21 protein-coding genes are annotated in these 19,767 nt (G+C 33.7%); 17 read left to right on the top strand and 4 right to left on the bottom strand.

Annotated features, from left to right (window positions below):
* Positions 1-54: 54 nt before the first annotated feature.
* On the bottom strand, positions 55-957 hold the full coding sequence (locus B6K90_RS06710) for a LysR family transcriptional regulator (protein WP_088011979.1): 903 nt from the start codon (positions 955-957) through the stop codon (positions 55-57).
* Between the two features lie 132 nt (positions 958-1,089).
* Here B6K90_RS06710 and B6K90_RS06705 point away from each other — a divergent pair, with 132 nt between their 5' ends.
* The 13 genes from B6K90_RS06705 to B6K90_RS06645 all read left to right on the top strand — a co-directional run bounded on the left by B6K90_RS06705 (position 1,090) and on the right by B6K90_RS06645 (position 12,062).
* Positions 1,090-4,677: a bifunctional 2',3'-cyclic-nucleotide 2'-phosphodiesterase/3'-nucleotidase gene (locus B6K90_RS06705; protein WP_088011978.1), complete on the top strand. Its 3,588-nt coding sequence runs from the start codon at positions 1,090-1,092 to the stop codon at positions 4,675-4,677.
* A 444-nt stretch (positions 4,678-5,121) separates the two neighbouring features.
* The gene (locus B6K90_RS06700) at positions 5,122-5,439 is read left to right on the top strand and encodes a DUF3870 domain-containing protein (RefSeq protein ID WP_088011977.1); all 318 of its coding nucleotides are present in this window, start codon (positions 5,122-5,124) and stop codon (positions 5,437-5,439) included.
* A 165-nt stretch (positions 5,440-5,604) separates the two neighbouring features.
* Positions 5,605-6,690, top strand: a complete 1,086-nt coding sequence (locus B6K90_RS06695; RefSeq protein ID WP_088011976.1) for a dipeptide epimerase — start codon at positions 5,605-5,607, stop codon at positions 6,688-6,690.
* Between the two features lie 21 nt (positions 6,691-6,711).
* Positions 6,712-7,743 carry a C40 family peptidase gene (locus B6K90_RS06690; RefSeq protein WP_088011975.1) on the top strand — a complete coding sequence of 344 codons (1,032 nt, stop codon included), beginning with the start codon at positions 6,712-6,714 and terminating at the stop codon, positions 7,741-7,743.
* A gap of 343 nt (positions 7,744-8,086) precedes the next feature.
* Positions 8,087-8,314 carry a gas vesicle protein GvpJ gene (gene gvpJ, locus B6K90_RS06685; RefSeq protein ID WP_088011974.1) on the top strand — a complete coding sequence of 76 codons (228 nt, stop codon included), beginning with the start codon at positions 8,087-8,089 and terminating at the stop codon, positions 8,312-8,314.
* Between the two features lie 54 nt (positions 8,315-8,368).
* A complete protein-coding gene (gvpO, locus tag B6K90_RS06680) occupies positions 8,369-8,629 on the top strand; it encodes a gas vesicle protein GvpO (protein WP_088011973.1) in 261 nt (86 codons plus the stop codon).
* The gene (gvpN, locus tag B6K90_RS06675) at positions 8,622-9,524 is read left to right on the top strand and encodes a gas vesicle protein GvpN (RefSeq protein WP_088011972.1); all 903 of its coding nucleotides are present in this window, start codon (positions 8,622-8,624) and stop codon (positions 9,522-9,524) included. The genes gvpO and gvpN overlap by 8 nt, the downstream gene beginning before the upstream one ends.
* 1 nt (position 9,525) lies before the next feature.
* Positions 9,526-10,278, top strand: coding sequence for a GvpL/GvpF family gas vesicle protein (locus tag B6K90_RS06670; RefSeq protein WP_088011971.1), 753 nt, complete (start codon positions 9,526-9,528; stop codon positions 10,276-10,278).
* On the top strand, positions 10,275-10,511 hold the full coding sequence (locus B6K90_RS06665) for a gas vesicle protein GvpG (protein ID WP_088011970.1): 237 nt from the start codon (positions 10,275-10,277) through the stop codon (positions 10,509-10,511). The genes B6K90_RS06670 and B6K90_RS06665 overlap by 4 nt, the downstream gene beginning before the upstream one ends.
* Positions 10,508-11,314, top strand: coding sequence for a GvpL/GvpF family gas vesicle protein (locus B6K90_RS06660; RefSeq protein WP_167555296.1), 807 nt, complete (start codon positions 10,508-10,510; stop codon positions 11,312-11,314). The genes B6K90_RS06665 and B6K90_RS06660 overlap by 4 nt, the downstream gene beginning before the upstream one ends.
* A complete protein-coding gene (locus B6K90_RS06655; protein ID WP_088011968.1) occupies positions 11,311-11,514 on the top strand; it encodes a gas vesicle protein in 204 nt (67 codons plus the stop codon). Before B6K90_RS06660 ends, B6K90_RS06655 begins: the two co-directional genes overlap by 4 nt.
* Positions 11,486-11,773: a gas vesicle protein K gene (locus tag B6K90_RS06650; protein ID WP_088011967.1), complete on the top strand. Its 288-nt coding sequence runs from the start codon at positions 11,486-11,488 to the stop codon at positions 11,771-11,773. Before B6K90_RS06655 ends, B6K90_RS06650 begins: the two co-directional genes overlap by 29 nt.
* A 13-nt stretch (positions 11,774-11,786) precedes the next feature.
* Positions 11,787-12,062 carry a gas vesicle protein gene (locus B6K90_RS06645; RefSeq protein ID WP_088011966.1) on the top strand — a complete coding sequence of 92 codons (276 nt, stop codon included), beginning with the start codon at positions 11,787-11,789 and terminating at the stop codon, positions 12,060-12,062.
* A gap of 213 nt (positions 12,063-12,275) precedes the next feature.
* Here the strand turns inward: B6K90_RS06645 and B6K90_RS06640 are convergent, their stop codons facing one another.
* The 3 genes from B6K90_RS06640 to B6K90_RS06630 are packed head-to-tail and all read right to left on the bottom strand — an operon-like array spanning position 12,276 to position 15,948.
* Positions 12,276-13,418 (bottom strand): Ger(x)C family spore germination protein, encoded by a 1,143-nt coding sequence (locus tag B6K90_RS06640; protein WP_088011965.1) that lies wholly within the window; start codon positions 13,416-13,418, stop codon positions 12,276-12,278.
* Positions 13,415-14,512, bottom strand: a complete 1,098-nt coding sequence (locus tag B6K90_RS06635; protein ID WP_088011964.1) for a GerAB/ArcD/ProY family transporter — start codon at positions 14,510-14,512, stop codon at positions 13,415-13,417. Before B6K90_RS06635 ends, B6K90_RS06640 begins: the two co-directional genes overlap by 4 nt.
* Complete coding sequence (locus B6K90_RS06630; RefSeq protein ID WP_088011963.1) at positions 14,509-15,948, bottom strand: spore germination protein; 1,440 nt, start codon at positions 15,946-15,948, stop codon at positions 14,509-14,511. The genes B6K90_RS06635 and B6K90_RS06630 overlap by 4 nt, the downstream gene beginning before the upstream one ends.
* A gap of 190 nt (positions 15,949-16,138) precedes the next feature.
* Between B6K90_RS06630 and B6K90_RS06625 the strand changes: the two genes are divergently transcribed.
* From B6K90_RS06625 to B6K90_RS06610, 4 genes are all read left to right on the top strand, one after another.
* Positions 16,139-16,549 (top strand): MerR family transcriptional regulator, encoded by a 411-nt coding sequence (locus tag B6K90_RS06625; protein WP_088011962.1) that lies wholly within the window; start codon positions 16,139-16,141, stop codon positions 16,547-16,549.
* A gap of 15 nt (positions 16,550-16,564) precedes the next feature.
* A complete protein-coding gene (locus B6K90_RS06620; protein WP_088011961.1) occupies positions 16,565-17,254 on the top strand; it encodes a zinc metallopeptidase in 690 nt (229 codons plus the stop codon).
* Between the two features lie 211 nt (positions 17,255-17,465).
* Entirely contained in the window at positions 17,466-18,035 is a 570-nt protein-coding gene (locus B6K90_RS06615; RefSeq protein WP_088011960.1) for a TVP38/TMEM64 family protein, read from the top strand.
* A 380-nt stretch (positions 18,036-18,415) separates the two neighbouring features.
* Positions 18,416-19,753 (top strand): NAD(P)-dependent oxidoreductase, encoded by a 1,338-nt coding sequence (locus B6K90_RS06610; RefSeq protein ID WP_407920502.1) that lies wholly within the window; start codon positions 18,416-18,418, stop codon positions 19,751-19,753.
* Positions 19,754-19,767 lie beyond the last annotated feature (14 nt).

The raw sequence follows: 19,767 nt of genomic DNA, 5'->3' as shown, positions 1-19,767 counted from the left end.
TTGTCAATTAGTCAAGAACTACTATATGGCAATATTCATTACTTATTTTGCTTACTAACTATTGCTCCTACGGTTAAATTCATTTTTTAGCTCATCTATATACATTTTATCTGTTACTGAAAGAATAGGATACTTATTTCGAACACATCCAACATAAAAGGGACGATGATACGGATTAATTAGTTCGATTGAAATAACTTCCCCAGATTGAATTAGTGGTTCATTTTGAAGGACTAAATCTGTACCAATCGTTATTGCAATATTTTCTTTAACTGCGCTTCTAAGGCTATCGATATTATTTGTTGTAAATAACAATTCAGTCTTGTTTTTTAAAAATTCTTCATAATACCATTTCAAATATTGCTCATCATGAACAACGATCGTTTCGTTTGTTAAATCCTGTATTGTTAACTGTTTACATTCAGCAAGTGGGTGGTTTTTACTCACGCATACACTAATTTTCACCTCCTGAAATATATCGAAGACTATTTCTTTATTCGTTTTTAACAACTCATCATAAATCCATATTAAACCGAAGCGTAAATTTTTTTCTTTTACATCATTCAAAATATCTAGTGAATTTTTTCCGTGAACTTTAATCTTTATGTTTGGACTTTCAGATTTAATGAATTTAATGAGATTGACGATATAATGCATGAGGCCTGGTACTGAAGCAATTGTAATTTCTTTTTGTATTTCATTTTTTTTGATTGCTAACTGCTTTAATTTTTCAGCATGGGCCAATACATTAAGAGACTTTTCAATTAATTTCTCGCCTTCAGGTGTAGGAATAGTTCCTTGCCGCAACCTAGTAAAAATTTTAAATCCGAATTCTTCTTCTAAATTATTTATAGCCTGAGAGATTGCTGAAACAGAAATATGTAAGTTTTTCGCTGACATTGATAGTGATTTAGTTTTCGAAACATCAACAATATATGCTATGTGATCTAAATTCATAATTTTTCTCCTTAAGAAATCATTAACTTTGTTTAAGTATAATTAAATATATTTTAACCTATTTTAATTTTATAATAATTTTCGGGGATGTATTTTAATGTAATCCTAATAAAACAAATAAGGGGAATATAAATGAGGAGAAAGAATCACATAAATTCGAAAGCGTTATCATTTTCTTTAGCTTTATCTTTACTAAGTATGACAGCTGTAAGTACGTCGGTGTATGCTACGCCAAAAGCGGCTGAACCTGTAAATGTGCTTGCACCTAAGAAAAAAGATGAAAAGGATTTAGTAAATTTTCGAATTATGGAAACGACAGATATCCATACAAATTTATTAAACTATGATTACTACAAGGATGCAGCATATGAGAAAGTTGGATTAGCTAAGACTGCTACATTAGTAAAGCAAGCTCGAAAAGAAGTTCAAAATAATGTTTTAGTGGATAATGGGGATTTAATACAAGGTACTCCATTAGGTACTTATGAAGCTAAAATCAATCCATTAAAAAAAGGAGAAGTTCATCCTGTATTTAAAGCAATGAACCTAATGGGTTATGATATAGCTACTTTAGGTAATCATGAATTTAATTATGGGTTAGACTTTTTAAACGAAGCATATAATGATGCTAATTTTCCGTACATTAATGCAAACGTTTACGCAGATGATCATGATAATAATCCTAATAATGATAAAAACAAATTTAATCCTTATAAAATTATTAAGAAAACAGTAATTGATGAGCAAGGGAAGAAGCAACAAATTAATATCGGCTTTGTTGGTTTTGTACCACCACAAATTAATGAGTGGGACAAAGCAAATCTTGATGGAAAAGTCATCACAAAAAATATAGTAGAAACAGCTAAAAAATTCATACCTGAAATGAGAAAAGATGGAGCAGACGTAATTGTTGCGATGACTCATTCAGGCTTTAATGCAAATAAAGAAAATACTGAAGATGTTATTTATTCGTTGAGCGAAGTACCTGGTATTGATGCCATTACTTTTTCTCATACACATAAAGTGTTTCCAGCAAAATCAGAAGCAACACTTGATGCTTTATTTTTAGGAGCAGATAAAAAACCATTACCAGGTGTTGATAATGCAAAAGGTACGATCAATGGTGTTCCAGCAGTTCAAGCAGGATACGGCGGTGGCTCATTAGGCTTAATCGACCTTACGCTTAAAAAAGAAAAAGGAAAATGGTCTGTAGTAAACTCTCAGTCTTCTACTAGAGAAGTATGGGTTGATGTGAAAGATCCTTCCACTGGTAAAACAAAAACAGAAAGTACAGTAGCCCCGGATGCAGAAATAGTAAAAGCAGTTACACCAAACCATGATGCAACTGTTAAATATGTAAATACACCAATTGGATCTACAACCGATGATATTCATAGTTATTTTTCATTAATCAAGGATGATCCTTCAATTCAAGTTGTAACGAATGCACAAAAATGGTACGTAGAAAAATATGTAAGCGAAAACAAACCAGAATATAAAAACTTACCTATTTTATCAGTAGGTGCACCGTTTAAAGCAGGACGCAATGGAGTAGCTGAATATACTGAAATTATAAAAGGTGACCTAACTATTCGTAGTGCAGGAGATTTATACCTTTATGACAATACGTTAAAAGCGATTAAAGTAAAAGGTTCAACTGTAAAAGAATGGATTGAAATGTCTGCAGGTAAATTTAATCAAATCGATCCAAATAAATCAGAAGAACAAGCTTTATTAAATCCATCATTCCCAGTTTATAATTTTGATGTAATTGACGGTGTTAACTATCAAATTGATGTAACAAAGCCGGCTAAATATGATATAAATGGGAATTTAGTTAATGGTTCATCAAGTCGTGTAATGAACTTGACTTATAACGGACAACCTTTAGATTTAAATCAAGACTTTATCGTTGTTACAAATAACTATCGAGCTGGTGGAGGCGGAAACTTCCCAGGTGTTAAAGGTAGTGAACTTGTAGTAGATTCAGCTGATGAAAATCGTCAAATCTTAATGGATTATATTTCTGAATTAAAAACAATCACACCAACAGCAGACAATAACTGGTCGATTGCACCAATTAACGGAAATGTAAATGTTACATTTACTACTTCGCCTAGAGCTGAAGAATTTATAAAAGAAAATAATAAAATCACGTTCACAAATCGTACTGATAGTGCTGGATTCAGTATTTTCAAGTATGATTTAGGATCTGCACCAAAAGAGAACGTTAAAGTTCAATTATTAGGTTTAAATGATCTTCATGGGCAGCTTGATACAGATACAAAAGTTACTCTTAATGGTCAAGAAGTATTTGCTGGAAGCATGGAATACACTGCAGCTGCAATGAAACAACGTGAAGCTACAAATCCAAATACATTACTTGTTCACGCAGGTGATATGATTGGTGGTAGTCCTTTAATTTCAGCCTTATTCCAAGACGAACCAACTGTTGAAGTAATGGAAGCGATGGGTTTTGATGTTGGTACACTAGGAAACCACGAATTTGATGAAGGTATTTCTGAATTAAAGCGAATGATTAACGGTGGTGAACATCCTAAGGGGACAAAAGGATATGATGGAATGAACTTTCCAATTATTGCTGCCAATGCATATGATACTGCAACAGGGCAATTAATCACACAACCTTATACAATCAAAGAAGTTGGTGGTAAAAAGATTGGGTTCATTGGAGTGGTAACGCAAGAAACACCTACAATGATCGTTCGAAAAGGAAATGAAACGCTTGAAATTCGAGATGAGGTTGAAGCGATTAACCATTATACTGATATCCTTAAAAAACAAGGTATTGAGGCAATCGTGGTATTAGCACATAACCCAACACTTCAAACAGGTAAAGCAGATTTATATGATGCATCTGATATTGCAGAAAAAGTTGATGATGAAGTCGATGTTATTTTTGCTGCTCATAATCATGTATTTAATGACAAAGTAGTTGATAATAAATTAATCGTCCAAGCTTATTCTTATGGCTCTGCATTTTCTGATGTAGATTTAGAATTAGATGCAGTGACAGGTGAAATTGTTAATAAAGAAGCAGAAATAGTAACAGTTTATCAAAAAGACTATACACCAGACCCTACAATTTCTGCAATCATGAAAAAATATGAAGACTTAATTGCACCAATTAAAGCAGAAATTGTTGGTGATTCTATGCAAACTTTACCAAAGGGATATCCTTCTTCAGAAACCATTGGTGATTTTGCACTAGGAAATTTAATTGCAGATGGAATGAAAGCTGCGATGAATGCCGACTTCGCTATGATGAATGGTGGTGGAGTTAGAGCGCAATTAGATGCTGGACTAGTTACGTTTGGTGATTTATTTGCAATTCAACCATTTGGTAATGTATTAAATAAAGTTATGCTTAGTGGCCAAGACATTGAGACTGTATTAAATAATCAAATTACAGAAAAAGGCTTAGACTTCCATATTGCTGGATTTAAGTATACATGGGATTCAACGACTAAAAAGGTGGTAGACATCTTTTTACCAAATGGCAATAAAATTGATCCAAACAAAGAGTACTCAGTTGTAGTCAATAATTATATGTATGGTAACATCAAATACGGTATTGGCGAACTTTCTACTAATTTAGAAATAGGACCTGAAGATCTTCAAGCTACTGTAGATTATGTTAAGTCGCTGTCTAAACCTTTCAATTATGAAGTTGAAGGAAGAATTAAAAAAGTGAATTAACATTCAAAAATCGATGAATTATATTCATATATTTAAATAAGTTAACAAAAAAAACTCATTCTACTATGAATGAGATTTTTTTAATTAGATTCAATCTACTTAACATTTTCCCAATTATCATAAGTCGAAATGCTGTATATAGTAGCTAGTAGAAAATCCTTTTATGGCATTTTAAATTTCGTTTAAAGACTTTCAGCTAATAATTGTGTTTTTACATATATGGGTTATCCTTTATGTTTTATTCACTTTAGTAAAAAAGTAAGCGACTTCATATAGTTCACAATTCCTAAATATCCTTTTTATAAAACTGAATATTCATAATATATTGTCAAAAATAGTTTTGTATATTAATATTAACTGTAAGCGAATACATATGCCGTTGCCAATTCTTTCCTTACCGGTTGGAGTTTTGTACGGAATACCTGTTTTGCGGGAGGAAATAATTTGTACAGTAAAGAAACTATTTATATTATTGGTGATGCTAAGACTTCATCCAATAATCCGATTATGCAGAAATACAATGCATTTTTTATTGGTTTGGTAGTCGATCGGACAAGTCATTTAATTGTTGATGCAGACTGTTCAGCTACAATATCTTTAACTTCATCCTTTGTGAAACACTTATTTGTCGGGCAATCAATGTTGAATGTTGATGGGGTAACCCACGAAATTAATACACGTTATTTTGGTTCATCGCAGAAAGCACTGACAGTAGCCTTTAAAAATGCACATATTAAATACATGCAAATAATTGAATCTTAATGCTGCTTTATCTATTTTCGTAGATGAAATCCAGCTATTAGCAGGGCATACCCCTTTCTAATAGCTGGATTTTTTATTTTACATTTTCATTTTTTAATAGTTTACTAGAAAATTTTTACTAGTGGCAGGTTGTATAAAAACTAAAATAAAGAAAGGAAAGATACTATGATTATTCAATCTATAAAAGTAGAAACAGAAGTATTCCCTTTAAAAAAGCCTTTTAAAACAGCTCTTAGGACTGCAACTGAAATAGAGAACACCTTTGTTTATGTCGAGTTGGAGGATGGAATAGTTGGAGTCGGAGCTGCAGCACCTACTTTAGCAATTACTGGCGAATCAAAAGAAAGTATTGAAACCATCTTAAAGACTGTTCTAACCCCTGTATTAGTAGGAAGGGATATTAGAAATATTAATGAACTCTCTCTATTAATTGAACGCTCTTGCGTGGCAAATACAAGTGCGAAGGCAGCAATGGAAATCGCACTGTATGATGCATTATGTCAATATTTTAATCTTCCGCTCTATCAATATCTTGGAGGGAGGACAAATCATTTAAAAAACGATATGACCGTTAGTGTAGGAACGGTGGATGAAATGTGCCATGATGCGATGCAAATAATCAAGGACGGCTTTTCTGTTTTGAAAATCAAAGTCGGAAAAGACTGGTCGACGGATATTGAACGAATCATGGCAATCCGAGAAAAAGTCGGTACTGACATCACGATCCGAGTAGATGCCAACCAAGGATGGACTCCAAGACAAGCCGTTTCGATTATTAAAGAATTAGAACATTTGAATTCTAAAATTGAGTTAATTGAGCAACCCGTTCATGCAGGTGATATTGATGGACTAAAATTTGTTAAGCAAAACGTCAATATACCAATCATGGCCGATGAAAGTCTTTTTTCTCCGCAAGACGCATTACGACTAATTAAAGAGGATGCAGTTGATCTTTTAAATATTAAGTTGATGAAGACAGGGGGAATAAGAAGAGCACTGCAAATTGCAGATATTGCTGAGAGAGCGAATATTCCTTGCATGATTGGTAGTATGATGGAAACTTCGGTCTCAGTACTTGCGGCAGCACATATAGCTACTGCTCATCCAAATATTCAAAAAATCGATTTGGATGCTCCACTTTGGTTGAAGAATCAAGTTTTTGATGGAATTGAGTTTATTGGGGATGAAGTTCATTTATCATCCTTACCTGGTTTAGGGCTTCACCGAAGATTATCAAAAAGTCTTCGTTAATATAGGGAGAGGGGTTTTACGATGAAAAAGACAAAAAATTTGATTTTGAGTTTATGTGTTGCAGGTACTTTACTTTCTACGATGACAAGCCAATCTTTAGCAAAATCAGACGAAGAACTTACTCCGGGTGAGACAGCCTACGTCGATGTGTCTGTTTCTACTCAGTGGACAACAAATGGTAGATTCCAAGTTAGAGATATTGATGCACCATCTTTAAGTAATCCAGTTGATCCGCGTCAATGGTCAGCTAATATGGAAGATACTGAAGTTCGACGTTGGCTAACAAGTTATCTTGAAACTCAAGCAGTATACGGTACAAAAGTAACCATTTTAGAGGAATCAGGAGACTGGGTGAAAGTTGCCGTAGAAGGACAACCTACTCCACGTAATACTTTAGGCTATCCTGGTTGGATGCCAAAAAGACAATTATCAACGGATGATCGTTTAGAAAATTATAAGGATACCCCGTTTATTATGGTATCTAGTCAAACAGCTTGGTTGTACGATGGAAAAGCCTTAAATGATAAGTTTATGGAAATTAGCTTTAATACACGCTTACCAGTAGTTAAAGACTTTGGAGATGTTGTAATGGTTGCAACACCAGATGATGGGAATAAATTTATTAAAAAAGAGGATGTTGCATTATATCAAAATGAAAATCAGTTTCCAAAGGCAACGCCTGAAAATTTAATTAATACGGCGAAGAAGTTCCTTGGTTTACGCTACTTATGGGCTGGTGTATCAGGATTTGGTTTTGATTGCTCAGGATTTACATATAGCTTATTTAAGTCATATGGTATAACAATTCCACGAGATTCAGGCCCTCAATCTATGAGTGGTAAGGAAGTAAACAAAAATGAAATTCAACCTGGAGACCTACTATTCTTTGCAAGTAACAACGGAACAGGATCAGTACATCACGTTGCAATGTATATCGGTGATGGTTTAATGATTCAGGCTCCTAATGCTGCTAGAAGTGTTGAAATCATTCAGTTAAACACTCCAGGCTATATTGAGGAATTTTCTGGTGCTCGTCGTTATTGGGAAGAATAATTAAGTAGATAGTTTTCTAATAATAAAGATATATTGAAAACCATGAACAATCGTACTTGTTCATGGTTTTTACTTTTTTAAGTCTTAATGAAAATAAGCTTCTACTAAAATTTGATACTAGATTTATGTTGATTTTTTCTCCGTTAATTGCTAATAACTATCGTTATGCTCCAACTGGAAAAAATTGGATTGTAGGAATATTGATTCATTTTGAATGAAGTCTATCACTCTCAACTTGCTTGTCCCATAGGATAGAGGGAAAGTGATAGGATCTCGATCGAGAAAAAGCTATTTTCTCGTTTTCTATCATTTCTTTCTTATTTTAATAAGAAAGGAGGGATATATGTTGGCTTCCATTCAAAAAAGTGTAGATTCTTCCAGCCTAGCTGAAGTAATCGACCGTATTCTTGACAAAGGGGTGGTTATTGATGCATTTGTAAGAGTATCACTTGTCGGCATTGAGCTTTTAGCAATTGAAGCTCGTGTTGTCATCGCAAGTGTTGATACTTGGTTACGATATGCTGAAGCAGTAGGATTGCTGAAAGACGAAGAAGAAGAGGAAGTTGCTTAAGTAAGTAGGGCCAAGGCTATGCTTTGGTCTTTTTTTACCAAAAGGGGGGCTACTATGGAAATTATTAAAATACTAGAAGTAGTAAAAAATTTTTTTGGGCAGTATATTCGACCAGTTCATAAAATTACTCATGTCCTAAAATCTGACAAGGGCTGGGAACTATCTGTTGAGGTAATTGAAGAAAAAGAATATATGAAAGCACACGCTAAGGATGAACTAATAGGAGTTTATTCTGTGTTGTTAAGTCCAGAATTGGAGATTGTATCATTTCAGAGAAAATCATTGCGTGCTAGAGGGGCAATTCTTCATGAGTGAGAAGAGAACTATGGAAAAAAGCTTTATATCGTCTCATTATTTACAGAGCTTAACAGAACGGGTGCTTTCTTACTTACAATCTGGATTTTCAGTCCACCTTACAGGACCAGCTGGTGTTGGAAAAACCTCACTTGCACTTCATATTGCAAAACAACTAGACCGACCGTATCTGATTATACATGGAAATCATGAAATGTCTAATAAGGATTTGCTTGGAAGTTTTAACGGATTTTCAAATAAAAAAGTGATTGATAACTACATTCATTCCGTTTACAAAAAGGAAGAAACCATTAAAGAAACATGGGTTAACGGCCCATTAATAGAGGCTGCGACAAAAGGGTATACATTGATTTATGATGAATTCACCCGTTCACATCCAGAAACTAATACCCTATTTTTATCAATTTTGGAAGAAAGGGTGATCCCTCTATATGGGATGAAAAGGAAAGAATCTTTTTTGCCAGTGCATCCTAACTTTTCAGTTATTTTTATAAGCAATCCACAGGAGTATGTTGGAATATTCGAAGCACAAGATGCACTATTTGACCGATTGATTACGATTCCGTTAGAAAAAATGGATCATAAAACGGAGTGTGCCTTCTTATCACAAATAACTGGATTATCGGAAAAAGAAAGTCTTTATATTGTTAATTTAGTGCAAATTATCCGTCATCACTGTAGAAAAATTGAATCTCAAAGTCTTCGTACAACTATTAAACTAGCCACGATCGCAAATCTAAATAATATTCCAATTACAATTTATGATCAACGGTTTCAGATCTTATGTACAGATATTTTATGGTTTCATCTCAAACAAGCTGATAAAGTTCAAACGTACTCACAAGCAAAACAATTCATTGTAAAATCCGTAAGTTTACAAATGGAGGGAAATTGAAATGAGCGAATATGTTTATCCATTTTGTATCATCCAAACGGATATTGATCCCGATTTTGGTTTCACAAAATGGGAAGGAAAGGAAATTAAACTATATGCAATCCGATATAAAGAAATTATGATGATTGTTGCAGATGTATCCAATCAAGACTACCTTCCAACTCGTGCAAATGTACTCGCCCATCAAAGTGTAATCTCTTTTGTTATGAAACAGTTTACCGTCATTCCAATGAGTTTTAATAATATATTTTCCTCTTCAGAAGAGATTCATTTATTACTAGAAAAACTGTATGACGAACTGCAATCAATCTTCCAGAAAATAAACAATAAAATTGAGGTAGGTTTAAAACTAATTGCACGCAAGGAGTGGTTAGAAGAAGAAATACGGCAAAATGTTGACATACAAAAGCTTAAGGAAAAAGTAAATCAGCAGAAAGAAGCAGCGTTTTACGAAAGGATAAAACTAGGCGAAAAAACGAAGGATTTTTTTTATGCCCTACACCACAATCTATACAAAGCGATTTATTCACCTCTTTCTACACTTTCGAGTGCCTCTAAATCAAACCCTCCTATATACGAAACCATGCTTCTTAATGCTGCTTTTTTAATTGATCGCGGGCATGAAGAAATCTTTGATGAAAAAGTTAATGAGCTCTATGAATTATGGAAGGATAAAGTAGAATTCAAATACTCTGGACCATGGCCTGCTTATAACTTTATTCAGTTAACCATAACGGCAGGAGATAAATCATGATATTTAGAGCCTTAGCCTTTCCACTTAAATCAATCATTCTATTAGGTGAAAAAATAAAAGAGGAAGCTGACCGCGTTTTATTTGACTCAAAAACGATTGAACAACAATTGATCCGTCTACAAATGATGTATGAATTAGGAGAAATCTCGCAGGACATTTATGAACAACAAGAAGAGGAACTACTTTTACGATATCAAGTCGCAAAATTGAAAGAACGGGAGGCAGGCAGTTGAGCATTTATTTATATGGTTTGCTACCGACAATCCAACTAACAGATTCACCTTTTTATTCTGTGAAGGGGATTGACCATGATCAAACTTGTTTTGAAATTGTTGAAAAAGTAACCGCAGTTTTCTGTTATTTAAGAGAAGAAGAATTTGGCGAATCTGTTTTAAAAGAGAAGATGGACAATCCAAAATGGGTACACAAGCATGCAGTCCATCATCATGAAACAATTGTGACTTATTTTAAAAACTATTTATTTCTTCCTTCAAAGTTTTGTACGGTCTATTCAAGTATAGAAAAATTAAGGGAGGAAATATTGCAGGAGCAAGATAAAATCGTTTCTCTTTTTAACGAATTAAAGGAAAAAGAGGAATGGAATGTAAAGATGTACTATGATAGATCAAAATTATTTAAACATTTAGAACGACATAGTAAAGTAATTCAAAATATGCATGATGAATTGAAAGTATTATCCCCTGGAAAACAATTCTTCATGAAGAAAAAGCAAGGACAACTACTCGAAAATGAAGCGCAAACTGAACTGCGTTTAATATCTCAAAGCTTGGAAAACATGCTTATAAACTCAACTTTTGCCAATAAAATAAGAGAAAATTGGAGCCGAAATGCTACTGGAAGAAATGTTGATATGATCTACAACAGTACTTCTCTAATTCCAAAAGATAGCAGAAAGAAACTTGAACTGCTAATAAAAGAATTTATACAAAAGTATGAGGATAAAGGAATTATTGTTGAGATTTCTGGACCTTGGCCATTCTATCATTTTGCTAGTTTGGATTCTAGAATTACATGAACAGTAAAAATGATAACATCACATTATTAGATATTTTAGATGGTGTCCTAGATAAAGGAGTAGTTATTACAGGTGATCTCATCCTTTCAATTGCAGATATTGATTTGGTATATGTAAATATTTGCTTACTAGTGACAGCAGTAGAATCATTCCATGAAAGGGGGATAAAGAATGTCAGCGAATCGGGGAATAGCCGCTGAGAGAATTAATTTGAATCCAGAAGATGTTGAACACGGATTAGCACAACTAGTGCTTACAATATTGGAATTGCTAAGGAAACTTGTCGAGCGTCAAGCTATTAAAAGGGTAGAGGGCGGTACACTTACGGATGAGCAAATTGAAAAACTAGGTACAGCCTTATTGAATTTAGAAGAAAAAATGGAAGAATTATTGATTGTTTTTGGACTAGAAGGAAAAGACTTAAACATTGATTTAGGACCTTTAGGAAACTTAATGTAAGAAAGGAGAAAACATGCAACATTCAGCACAATCTACTAATATTTTAGATATTTTAGAGAAAATTTTGGATAAAGGGATTGTCATCGCAGGAGATATTAAAATCGCCTTGGCAGATGTAGAATTACTTACAATTAAGATTCGACTTGTTGTAGCTTCAATTGATAAGGCGATGGAGATCGGGTTAAATTGGTGGCAGGACGATCCATATTTTAATTCAAGTGTAAAAGGCAAGCTTTTACATGATCGTATTAATCGGATAGAAGACAAGTTAGGTATAAAGGAAAAGTAGTAAAAAACCATAATTAAATTGTCGTTAAATAGAAAGTAAGATTATCTAAAATTTAAATAAAGCAGCGACCCAAATAGGCTGCTGCATTACATAAAAAAATAACAACAAATTAAAATAAGATTTGGGCAAATCACTATTGTCTAATCAGAAAAAAGCCCCCGCAAAAGTTGAGGGGAAGTTTAATCTTGTAGTGAAATTAGTTTAACACTCTATTTAAGTATTAAGTATATCAATCTCAATGTTCGGCTCAATCGTCATTTTTGGATAATCTTTTCTCCAATCTAAAGACTTCCAAACATTAGGGTGGAATGCTTTTAATTCTATACCAATACCGAGAACGTCTGAATTTGCTGATTGCATTGTCTTTATTGTTGCCAATGCCATTTCTTCAAAGTGCCTGCTTAGAGCTTTTTCCATTTGAACATAATCAGGCTTTAACTTATGTCCTTCTTTACCAAGTTCAAAAGCACTAACTTGCAACTTTACTTTTACCTCAATTTTTGGTAATTTATTTGACCTATTGGAAACGATAATTTTTGAAAAGTTTCTTTTGACCGTAAATCCGAAATTATTTTTATTCGCAGTTTCAGAATAAGATTTTTCACCATTTTTGCCAGATTTATTTTCAGTATCCCTTTTAAAATTCCCCGTAAATCTTTGCCTTCCTGTATTTCCACCTTCCATTAACATCATCAGTTTTACTTGATCTCGATCAAGTGTTTTCCCAGTAGGTTTACCATTATGGTATAATAACGCACCATTTAGTTCCAAGTCTGAATTTATTTGACTTAGCATAGGTAATGCTATATCACATAACGGATCATCACGGGATTGTATAAAATTCATCATCGAAACAGTTGGAATCGTTCTGTTCTTCTCCATTGAGGCAACAAACTCATTTAAATCTTTCGAAAACTCTTTTTTGGGATCTGTAGCAGTTTCAAATACTTTCGAAAAATTCCCGTCAACTACAACTAAGGGGGTGTTAATAGATGAATAGGGTGCCCCGAGTAAAAAATCAAGTTCTGAAACAGGATCAACTGAAGCGAAACTTTTACTTATTAAATAAACTCTCGTACTAATTCCTATGAAAGGAGACTGATTAGTAAATTCCCATTGGCCAATTGCCTCTGCTAATGACGGTCCTTTCAGTTCATTCAATACTGAAATAGACTCCCCGGTACCCTGTCCTGTGCTTTTAAGCTTCGTAATGAGAAAAAAAGCCCCTACTTCACCAGTTTTTTCATTTAAGTCAAAACCATTTACATCAACCAATTGCAGCTTTTTTAAGTAAAGTCGATCCCAACATCCTGTCAATAGAGGCAATAGAAGTAATAAAATTATGGATTTTTTCATTTACTCGCCACCTTTTCTTTAACAAAAGATATTAGTAGTAGTATTGTAGGCACTCCCATTATAATGATTGCTGTTGAAATGTTATGAAACTTAGAAAATTTGGGCAACAGCTGTCTTTCAGTAAACAATATTCCTGCCACAAAACAAAAGATTGCTATAACCCACACTAACAGTGAATGTTTTTGATTTTCTTTTTTACCAAGAAAAGCTAAATAACGAGCAGACAAAAATAAGTAAATATAAGCTGTAACCAAAGTTACCGATAGCCAGATTGTTATAAAGAATATATCTAGACTTTGTACTACTGGCCATCTGAATTTACGAAGAATAAAAATCATTGGCTCCGGGATATGATTTAATTGTTTTTCACTAAAGTTGTAAGTCACTATAAAAGCTATAAAAACGTAGAAAAATGTCGTTATCCCATTAGCTACAGACATAGCAACTAAAATATTTTTCTTTTTTTTACATTTTACATATGGAAATACGTACAGAAGAAGTTCATATCCAGCATATGCCCAAAATGAAGGGATAGCACCTTTTAAGATGGAAGCAATTCCATGAGTACCTATAGGTAGAAAATGACGTATGTCCCCGTTTCCAAAACCACTGATTAAAATGATTCCAAAACATACTAGGAAGATGAACATGATAGACTGTGTAATTGTCGATATCGAACGAAGTGTCGATGAAGCAATATACCCTATGACTAAAATTAAGAGCCCAATTAGGACGAACCAAGGTGTTTCAAATAACAACCATCGATTAATGACATCTGTATAAGAAACCACGAGCATTAAACAAGATTCAGCACAATATACCGCAAAAAGCAAGTTTATAATCAATCCTAATGTTTTTCCTGTAATTGAAGTAATATACTGTTGTATCGGTCGATCAGGATAAGTTTTTCCAAGTTGATAGACAACAAATATTCCAATTTGAGCTATAATCCCCCCAATAATTAGAGACATCCAGGAATCATAGCCTGATATTTGAGACATTTTATAAGGAATTGATAAAACGCTCACTCCCACTTGGTTCAAAACGACAAGACAAATAAGTTGATTAATGGAAATTTTTTTTAATTGAATCATTCAGTTTCACTCCTAGGATCTTCCATTCTGATCTTGTCTTTAGCCAAGCTTTCTATTGGACGTTTTTTCAAGCTCCTAAATGGTGCTCTGAAAATAGTATCTTTAATCGTATCGCCATTAAACCAATTGTAAAAGTATGGAATGCCAAATGTATTCATCCGGGATAGATGTGTTAAAACCAACAAATATGAAATTTCCAATCCGATTAGCCCAAAAACTGCAGCTATGACGATAAAAGGATAAGCTAATAAGCGAGCAGTATTACTCATTTCATAAGTAGGTATAATAAATGAAGCAATACCGGTAAGTGCTGTGATGATTACCATCATATTTGAAATTAGATTGGATTGAACAACGACGGTTCCAATTACAATTCCACCGACGACACCTATCGTCTGACCAATTGGATTAGGTAAACGAACAGTTGCCTCTTTTAATACCTCGAGTATGGCTAGCATTGTGATTGCTTCTAATACAGGTGGCATAGAGACATATTGCATAGAGCTTTGCAAGGTTAGTGCAATTTCTAATGGGAGAACTCTAGGATCGAATGTAACAAGTGCAACATAAATTCCAGGCAAACTAATTGCCAAAATAAAACAGAGAATACGGAGAAATCTTAATACGCTTCCAAATAACCAACTCACTTGGTAATCATCTGGACTTTGAAAAAATGCCCAAAACGAAATTGGAACGAATGCACATTCTGGAGCACCATCGGTTAAAAAACCAATTTTTCCATCCATCAAGTAAGATTTTACTCGGTCAGGTCTTTCCGATACGAGCATTTTTGGAAATAGAGAGAATTTTTTATCTTGTATTAGTTCTTGTAAAAATCCTGGCGCTTCAATGTAATCTGTATCAATATTTGAAATTCTACGTTCAAATTCCTGTAAAACTACATCATTTGCAAGTGATTGCAAATAAAGTATAGCAACCTTTGTGTTTGACCTACGCCCAACTTGAAAATACTTAACGACAAGATCTGGAGTAGCAACAAGGCTTCGTATAATATTTAGATTCGTATTCAGACTTTCATTGAACGCTGTGTGTGATCCGCGTAAAACACGTTCATTTATTGGAATGTTTACTGAGCGTTCTTTAACTAGCTCGGTTTGAAGTAAATAAAGTTTTGATTCGCCATCAATCTGGACGATTGTTTTTCCTTCAATGAGCGCATTCGAAGCAGCAGAAAGAAGTTCAGTTTCACTGTAATCGAGAATGGAAACAGCTTCACGTATACTGATATTTGTATTGTTAAGCAAAGGACGAATGATATATTCTTGCACCGATTTATCATCGATCATAGTATCCAAATAAAATAAGCGGTAACGTCGGTCATTACTCCCGAAATCACTTGATTTAAAGTCAGAACTGTTAAATAGCAATTCCCGAAGCGATTTTTCATTTTTATCCAAATTTCGGTCAGCTATCATTTAATTCTCCTCTTTTCTGCAGTTGGTAATTTTACCCTATTTTCCCCATTGTTTTTGTTACTATTCTGTTTTTTAAAACGTAGATATCTTCTGTTTTTTTTAGTTTTAAATTCGAACAATAGAACGTTTCACTGTACGTTTTTATTGAATTAACATATAATATAAATATAAGGAAGGTGAGAACATTGGGATTGTTTATAAAATTGGAGAACTAGCAAAAGAAGTCGGAGTGTCTAAGCGCACAATTGATTATTATACAAACTTAGGATTACTTGAGCCACAGCGTTCGGAATCAGGACATCGTTTTTATGATGAAGCTTCTTTAGAAACTTTAAAATTTATTGAACAATGTAAATCCATGCACTTACCACTCCAAGAAATAAAAGAGATTTTAGATAAGAAAAAAACTTTGGTTGAAGACGATAGTATCGTGCCGTTAACTGAAGAAGTAACAATTCATATGAGTCAACTGAAGACAGAATTGTCACAATTAAAATATTTACTAGAAAACCTAAATGAAGAACAAAAGCTAAATATTATCCGTCAATTAACGTCACAAACATCAGAATTAATTCAGACATTATTGTCATTTATTCTTTAAAAGGAGAGAATTTAAATGTTTTTTCACCCTATGGATTTCCTAATTATTATTGCCTTTGGATTATCGATTTGGGCTCAATTTAAAGTGAAATCTAGTTTTAATCACTGGGCTGAAGTGCCTGCATCAGGAGGGTTAACCGGAGCTGAAGTGGCAAGACATATTTTAAATAAAAATAATTTATCGAACGTACCTGTAGAAGTGGTATCTGGCCGTTTATCAGATCATTATGATCCTATGGCAAGAACAGTTCGTTTATCTGAAGAAGTATACTTTGGAAGATCGATTGCGTCAGTTTCAGTTGCAGCACACGAAGTAGGTCATGCTATTCAGCATGATACTTCATATGGTTTTTTAACACTTCGTCATCGAATCTTTCCAGTTGTTAACATTGCATCGGGTGCAGCACCCTTATTACTACTAGCTGGATTTTTACTTCAAGCATTTTCTTTAATTGGAGTAGGGATTTTACTTTTTTCAGTAGCAGTAGCATTTCAATTAATCACTTTACCAGTTGAATATAATGCTAGTTCACGTGCGAAAACATTAATGTTAGCAGAAGGCATAATCCATGACACTGACAGAAAAGGTGTAAATAAAGTATTAGGAGCTGCTGCCCTTACGTATTTAGCAGCAACTTTAATTTCAGTTTTAGAATTAGTAAAATATTTATTTATATTTTTCCAAGGACAAACTGAAGAAGAATAAAAATTTCCATAAAGATGATTTCGAATTGTATTCGAAGTCATCTTTTTTTTGTTTGAAAAATTAAATTTAAATTAGTTAGTATGATTAAATTTTCAATGTCTAAAATAGTAAATAGGTATTAAATTTGGAAGATTTATGTATTTTTGGATGCTTAGCTTTTTTATCATATTAAATGTTGTACAATTAAGTGGTTAAAAGATGGGGGAAAATTATGACACTTTCTGTAGTAGAGCACTTTTTAAATACATATAAAGATTATGCGGCTATCCTTAGTATTTTAATAAATATACTAGTTAGTATCGTTGGTTTTATACCAAGTTGGTTCTTAACTGCAATGAATATCAAATTATTTGGTTTTACCGGTGGATTTATGGTCTCTTTCATCGGTGAGTTAATCGGTACGTTAATCTCATTCTTTTTGTATAGGAAGGGTCTACAAAAAAGATTTATTAGTAATTCAAGTAAATTTAAGCTAGTTAATAGACTTATAAACCTGGAAGGAAGAGAAGCTTTTTATAGCTTGATATTTATACGTTTTATTCCTTTTATTCCATCTAGTTTGATTACTTTAATTGCTGCATTTGGAAAGATTACTTGGTCAAGCTTTATTTTAGCAAGTATTATTGGGAAGTTTCCCGTGGTTTTATTTGAATCGTATTCTGTCAATCAAGTGCTAGAATTCACTTTATTCGGTAAAATCATTTTAGGACTGTTAATTATTGCTTTACTAATTTACTTTTATAGAAAACGATTTAATGTTTTCGTGAAGAATAAATTTTAAGAAAAATAACAAAATCATAATTTAAAGAAGCTCAAACCTAAGTCTATAAGGGTTTGAGCTTTTATTTTTTTCTAATACAACAACCTAAAATTGAATTCTATTCAAAAAGAAGAGCTTTCTACAACTTCTAAATCGAAAGCTTTAATATTTATTAATTAGCTCTGACAACCCCTTACATAAACATGTCTAAATTTATGTATTAAAACATATATTGAAATACCTCAATTTTAGAAAAAGCTTTACCTTTTTAAGAAAGAAAGTAAGTAATTGTTCTTACTTGAAACCGGCTTTTCTAATGAATCAGAAGAAAATCATTGAAACAATCGTATAGTCTGCTTTCTTAAAAAGTAATTTTGTAGCCTAACGGGAGGGTGTTGTTAGTGAATAGAGTTTCGTTAGAGAATTTATCGAAGAACTTTGAAGAAGTACATCCTGGGTTATCGGACCGAGAAGCATTTGAAGAAGCACATCGATGTCTTTATTGCTATGATGCCCCATGTATTAAAGCATGTCCAACTGGGATTGACATTCCTTCGTTTATAAAAAAAATTGGTTCAGGCAATTTAAAGGGATCAGCCAAAACAATCATGACATCTAATCCTGTTGGAGCAAGCTGTGCTAGAGTTTGTCCTACAGAAGAACTGTGTGAAGGTGCATGCGTACTCAACCACTCTACAAAACCGATCATGATTGGTAATTTACAACGTTATTCAACTGATTGGGCGATAAAAAATAATCAAGTATTATTCAAGGCTGGTAAGAAGAACGGAAAAACAGTTGCAATAGTTGGTAGTGGTCCATCCGGATTAGCAGCAGCCCGTGAACTTGCCCTATTAGGCTACGAAGTAACGATTTTTGAAGCGGAAAATCATGCTGGTGGATTAAATCGTTATGGAATCGTTTCGTTCAGGTTACCAAAGAGTATATCAAGCTGGGAAGTTCAACAAATTGAAAAGTTGGATGTCAAAATTCAAACGAATACTAGAGTCGGTTCGGATATTTCTTCCGGTGAATTATTAGCAAACTATGACATGGTCGTACTGGCTATAGGTATGGGGAAAGTTCCGATGCTAGATATTGAGGGAGAGGATTTGGACGGAGTTTACGATGCAATTGATTTTGTAAAAGAGACAAAATCAGGCGAGTTATCAAATCGTTTTATAGGTAAAAACATTGCTGTAATAGGTGCCGGCAATACCGCAATTGATGCTGCGACATGTTCTGTTCGTTTAGGCGCAGGCAATGTCAAAATTTTATATCGTAGGACGCAATCAGAGATGAGCGCTTATCAATTTGAATATGATTTTGCTAAGCAAGATGGTGTGGAATTCCGATGGCTAACTTTACCAATACGGATAATTGGTGAAAACGGAAAAGTAATCGCATTGGAGTGTGTTCGTTTGGAATTAGGTGAAGTTGGAAAAGACGGTCGCCGCCGTCCTGTACTTATACCTAATTCTAATTTCACGATTCCAGTTAACGGGGTCATAAAAGCGATTGGGCAAACTCGCTATATAGAGTTAATCGAACAATTTGGATTAGAACACACAAAAGGAGTTGTAAAAATCAATCAAGAAACTTTTCAGACGTCTAATCCTAAAGTATATGCTTGCGGTGATGTCATTTTTGGTAAAGGGCAAGGTGAAGCGATGGTAGTGACTGCAGCACAACAAGGAAAAGAAGTAGCTTATGCGATTCATAAACAGTTAAACACTTAAAAGGAGGTTTTCTT

Source organism: Gottfriedia acidiceleris, from assembly GCF_002128425.1.
In the GTDB taxonomy this organism is placed as follows: domain Bacteria; phylum Bacillota; class Bacilli; order Bacillales; family Bacillaceae_G; genus Gottfriedia; species Gottfriedia acidiceleris.
This window is presented reverse-complemented; position numbering and strand designations above follow the sequence as displayed.

What these genes read in the sequence shown, in the direction of transcription:
- B6K90_RS06710 (WP_088011979.1), bottom strand. Translation starts at nt 957, where the DNA reads ATGAATTTAGATCACATAGCATATATTGTTGATGTTTCGAAAACTAAA.
- B6K90_RS06705 (WP_088011978.1), top strand. Translation starts at nt 1,090, where the DNA reads ATGAGGAGAAAGAATCACATAAATTCGAAAGCGTTATCATTTTCTTTA.
- B6K90_RS06695 (WP_088011976.1), top strand. Translation starts at nt 5,605, where the DNA reads ATGATTATTCAATCTATAAAAGTAGAAACAGAAGTATTCCCTTTAAAA.
- B6K90_RS06690 (WP_088011975.1), top strand. Translation starts at nt 6,712, where the DNA reads ATGAAAAAGACAAAAAATTTGATTTTGAGTTTATGTGTTGCAGGTACT.
- gvpJ (WP_088011974.1), top strand. Translation starts at nt 8,087, where the DNA reads ATGTTGGCTTCCATTCAAAAAAGTGTAGATTCTTCCAGCCTAGCTGAA.
- gvpO (WP_088011973.1), top strand. Translation starts at nt 8,369, where the DNA reads ATGGAAATTATTAAAATACTAGAAGTAGTAAAAAATTTTTTTGGGCAG.
- gvpN (WP_088011972.1), top strand. Translation starts at nt 8,622, where the DNA reads ATGAGTGAGAAGAGAACTATGGAAAAAAGCTTTATATCGTCTCATTAT.
- B6K90_RS06670 (WP_088011971.1), top strand. Translation starts at nt 9,526, where the DNA reads ATGAGCGAATATGTTTATCCATTTTGTATCATCCAAACGGATATTGAT.
- B6K90_RS06665 (WP_088011970.1), top strand. Translation starts at nt 10,275, where the DNA reads ATGATATTTAGAGCCTTAGCCTTTCCACTTAAATCAATCATTCTATTA.
- B6K90_RS06655 (WP_088011968.1), top strand. Translation starts at nt 11,311, where the DNA reads ATGAACAGTAAAAATGATAACATCACATTATTAGATATTTTAGATGGT.
- B6K90_RS06650 (WP_088011967.1), top strand. Translation starts at nt 11,486, where the DNA reads ATGTCAGCGAATCGGGGAATAGCCGCTGAGAGAATTAATTTGAATCCA.
- B6K90_RS06645 (WP_088011966.1), top strand. Translation starts at nt 11,787, where the DNA reads ATGCAACATTCAGCACAATCTACTAATATTTTAGATATTTTAGAGAAA.
- B6K90_RS06640 (WP_088011965.1), bottom strand. Translation starts at nt 13,418, where the DNA reads ATGAAAAAATCCATAATTTTATTACTTCTATTGCCTCTATTGACAGGA.
- B6K90_RS06635 (WP_088011964.1), bottom strand. Translation starts at nt 14,512, where the DNA reads ATGATTCAATTAAAAAAAATTTCCATTAATCAACTTATTTGTCTTGTC.
- B6K90_RS06630 (WP_088011963.1), bottom strand. Translation starts at nt 15,948, where the DNA reads ATGATAGCTGACCGAAATTTGGATAAAAATGAAAAATCGCTTCGGGAA.
- B6K90_RS06620 (WP_088011961.1), top strand. Translation starts at nt 16,565, where the DNA reads ATGTTTTTTCACCCTATGGATTTCCTAATTATTATTGCCTTTGGATTA.
- B6K90_RS06615 (WP_088011960.1), top strand. Translation starts at nt 17,466, where the DNA reads ATGACACTTTCTGTAGTAGAGCACTTTTTAAATACATATAAAGATTAT.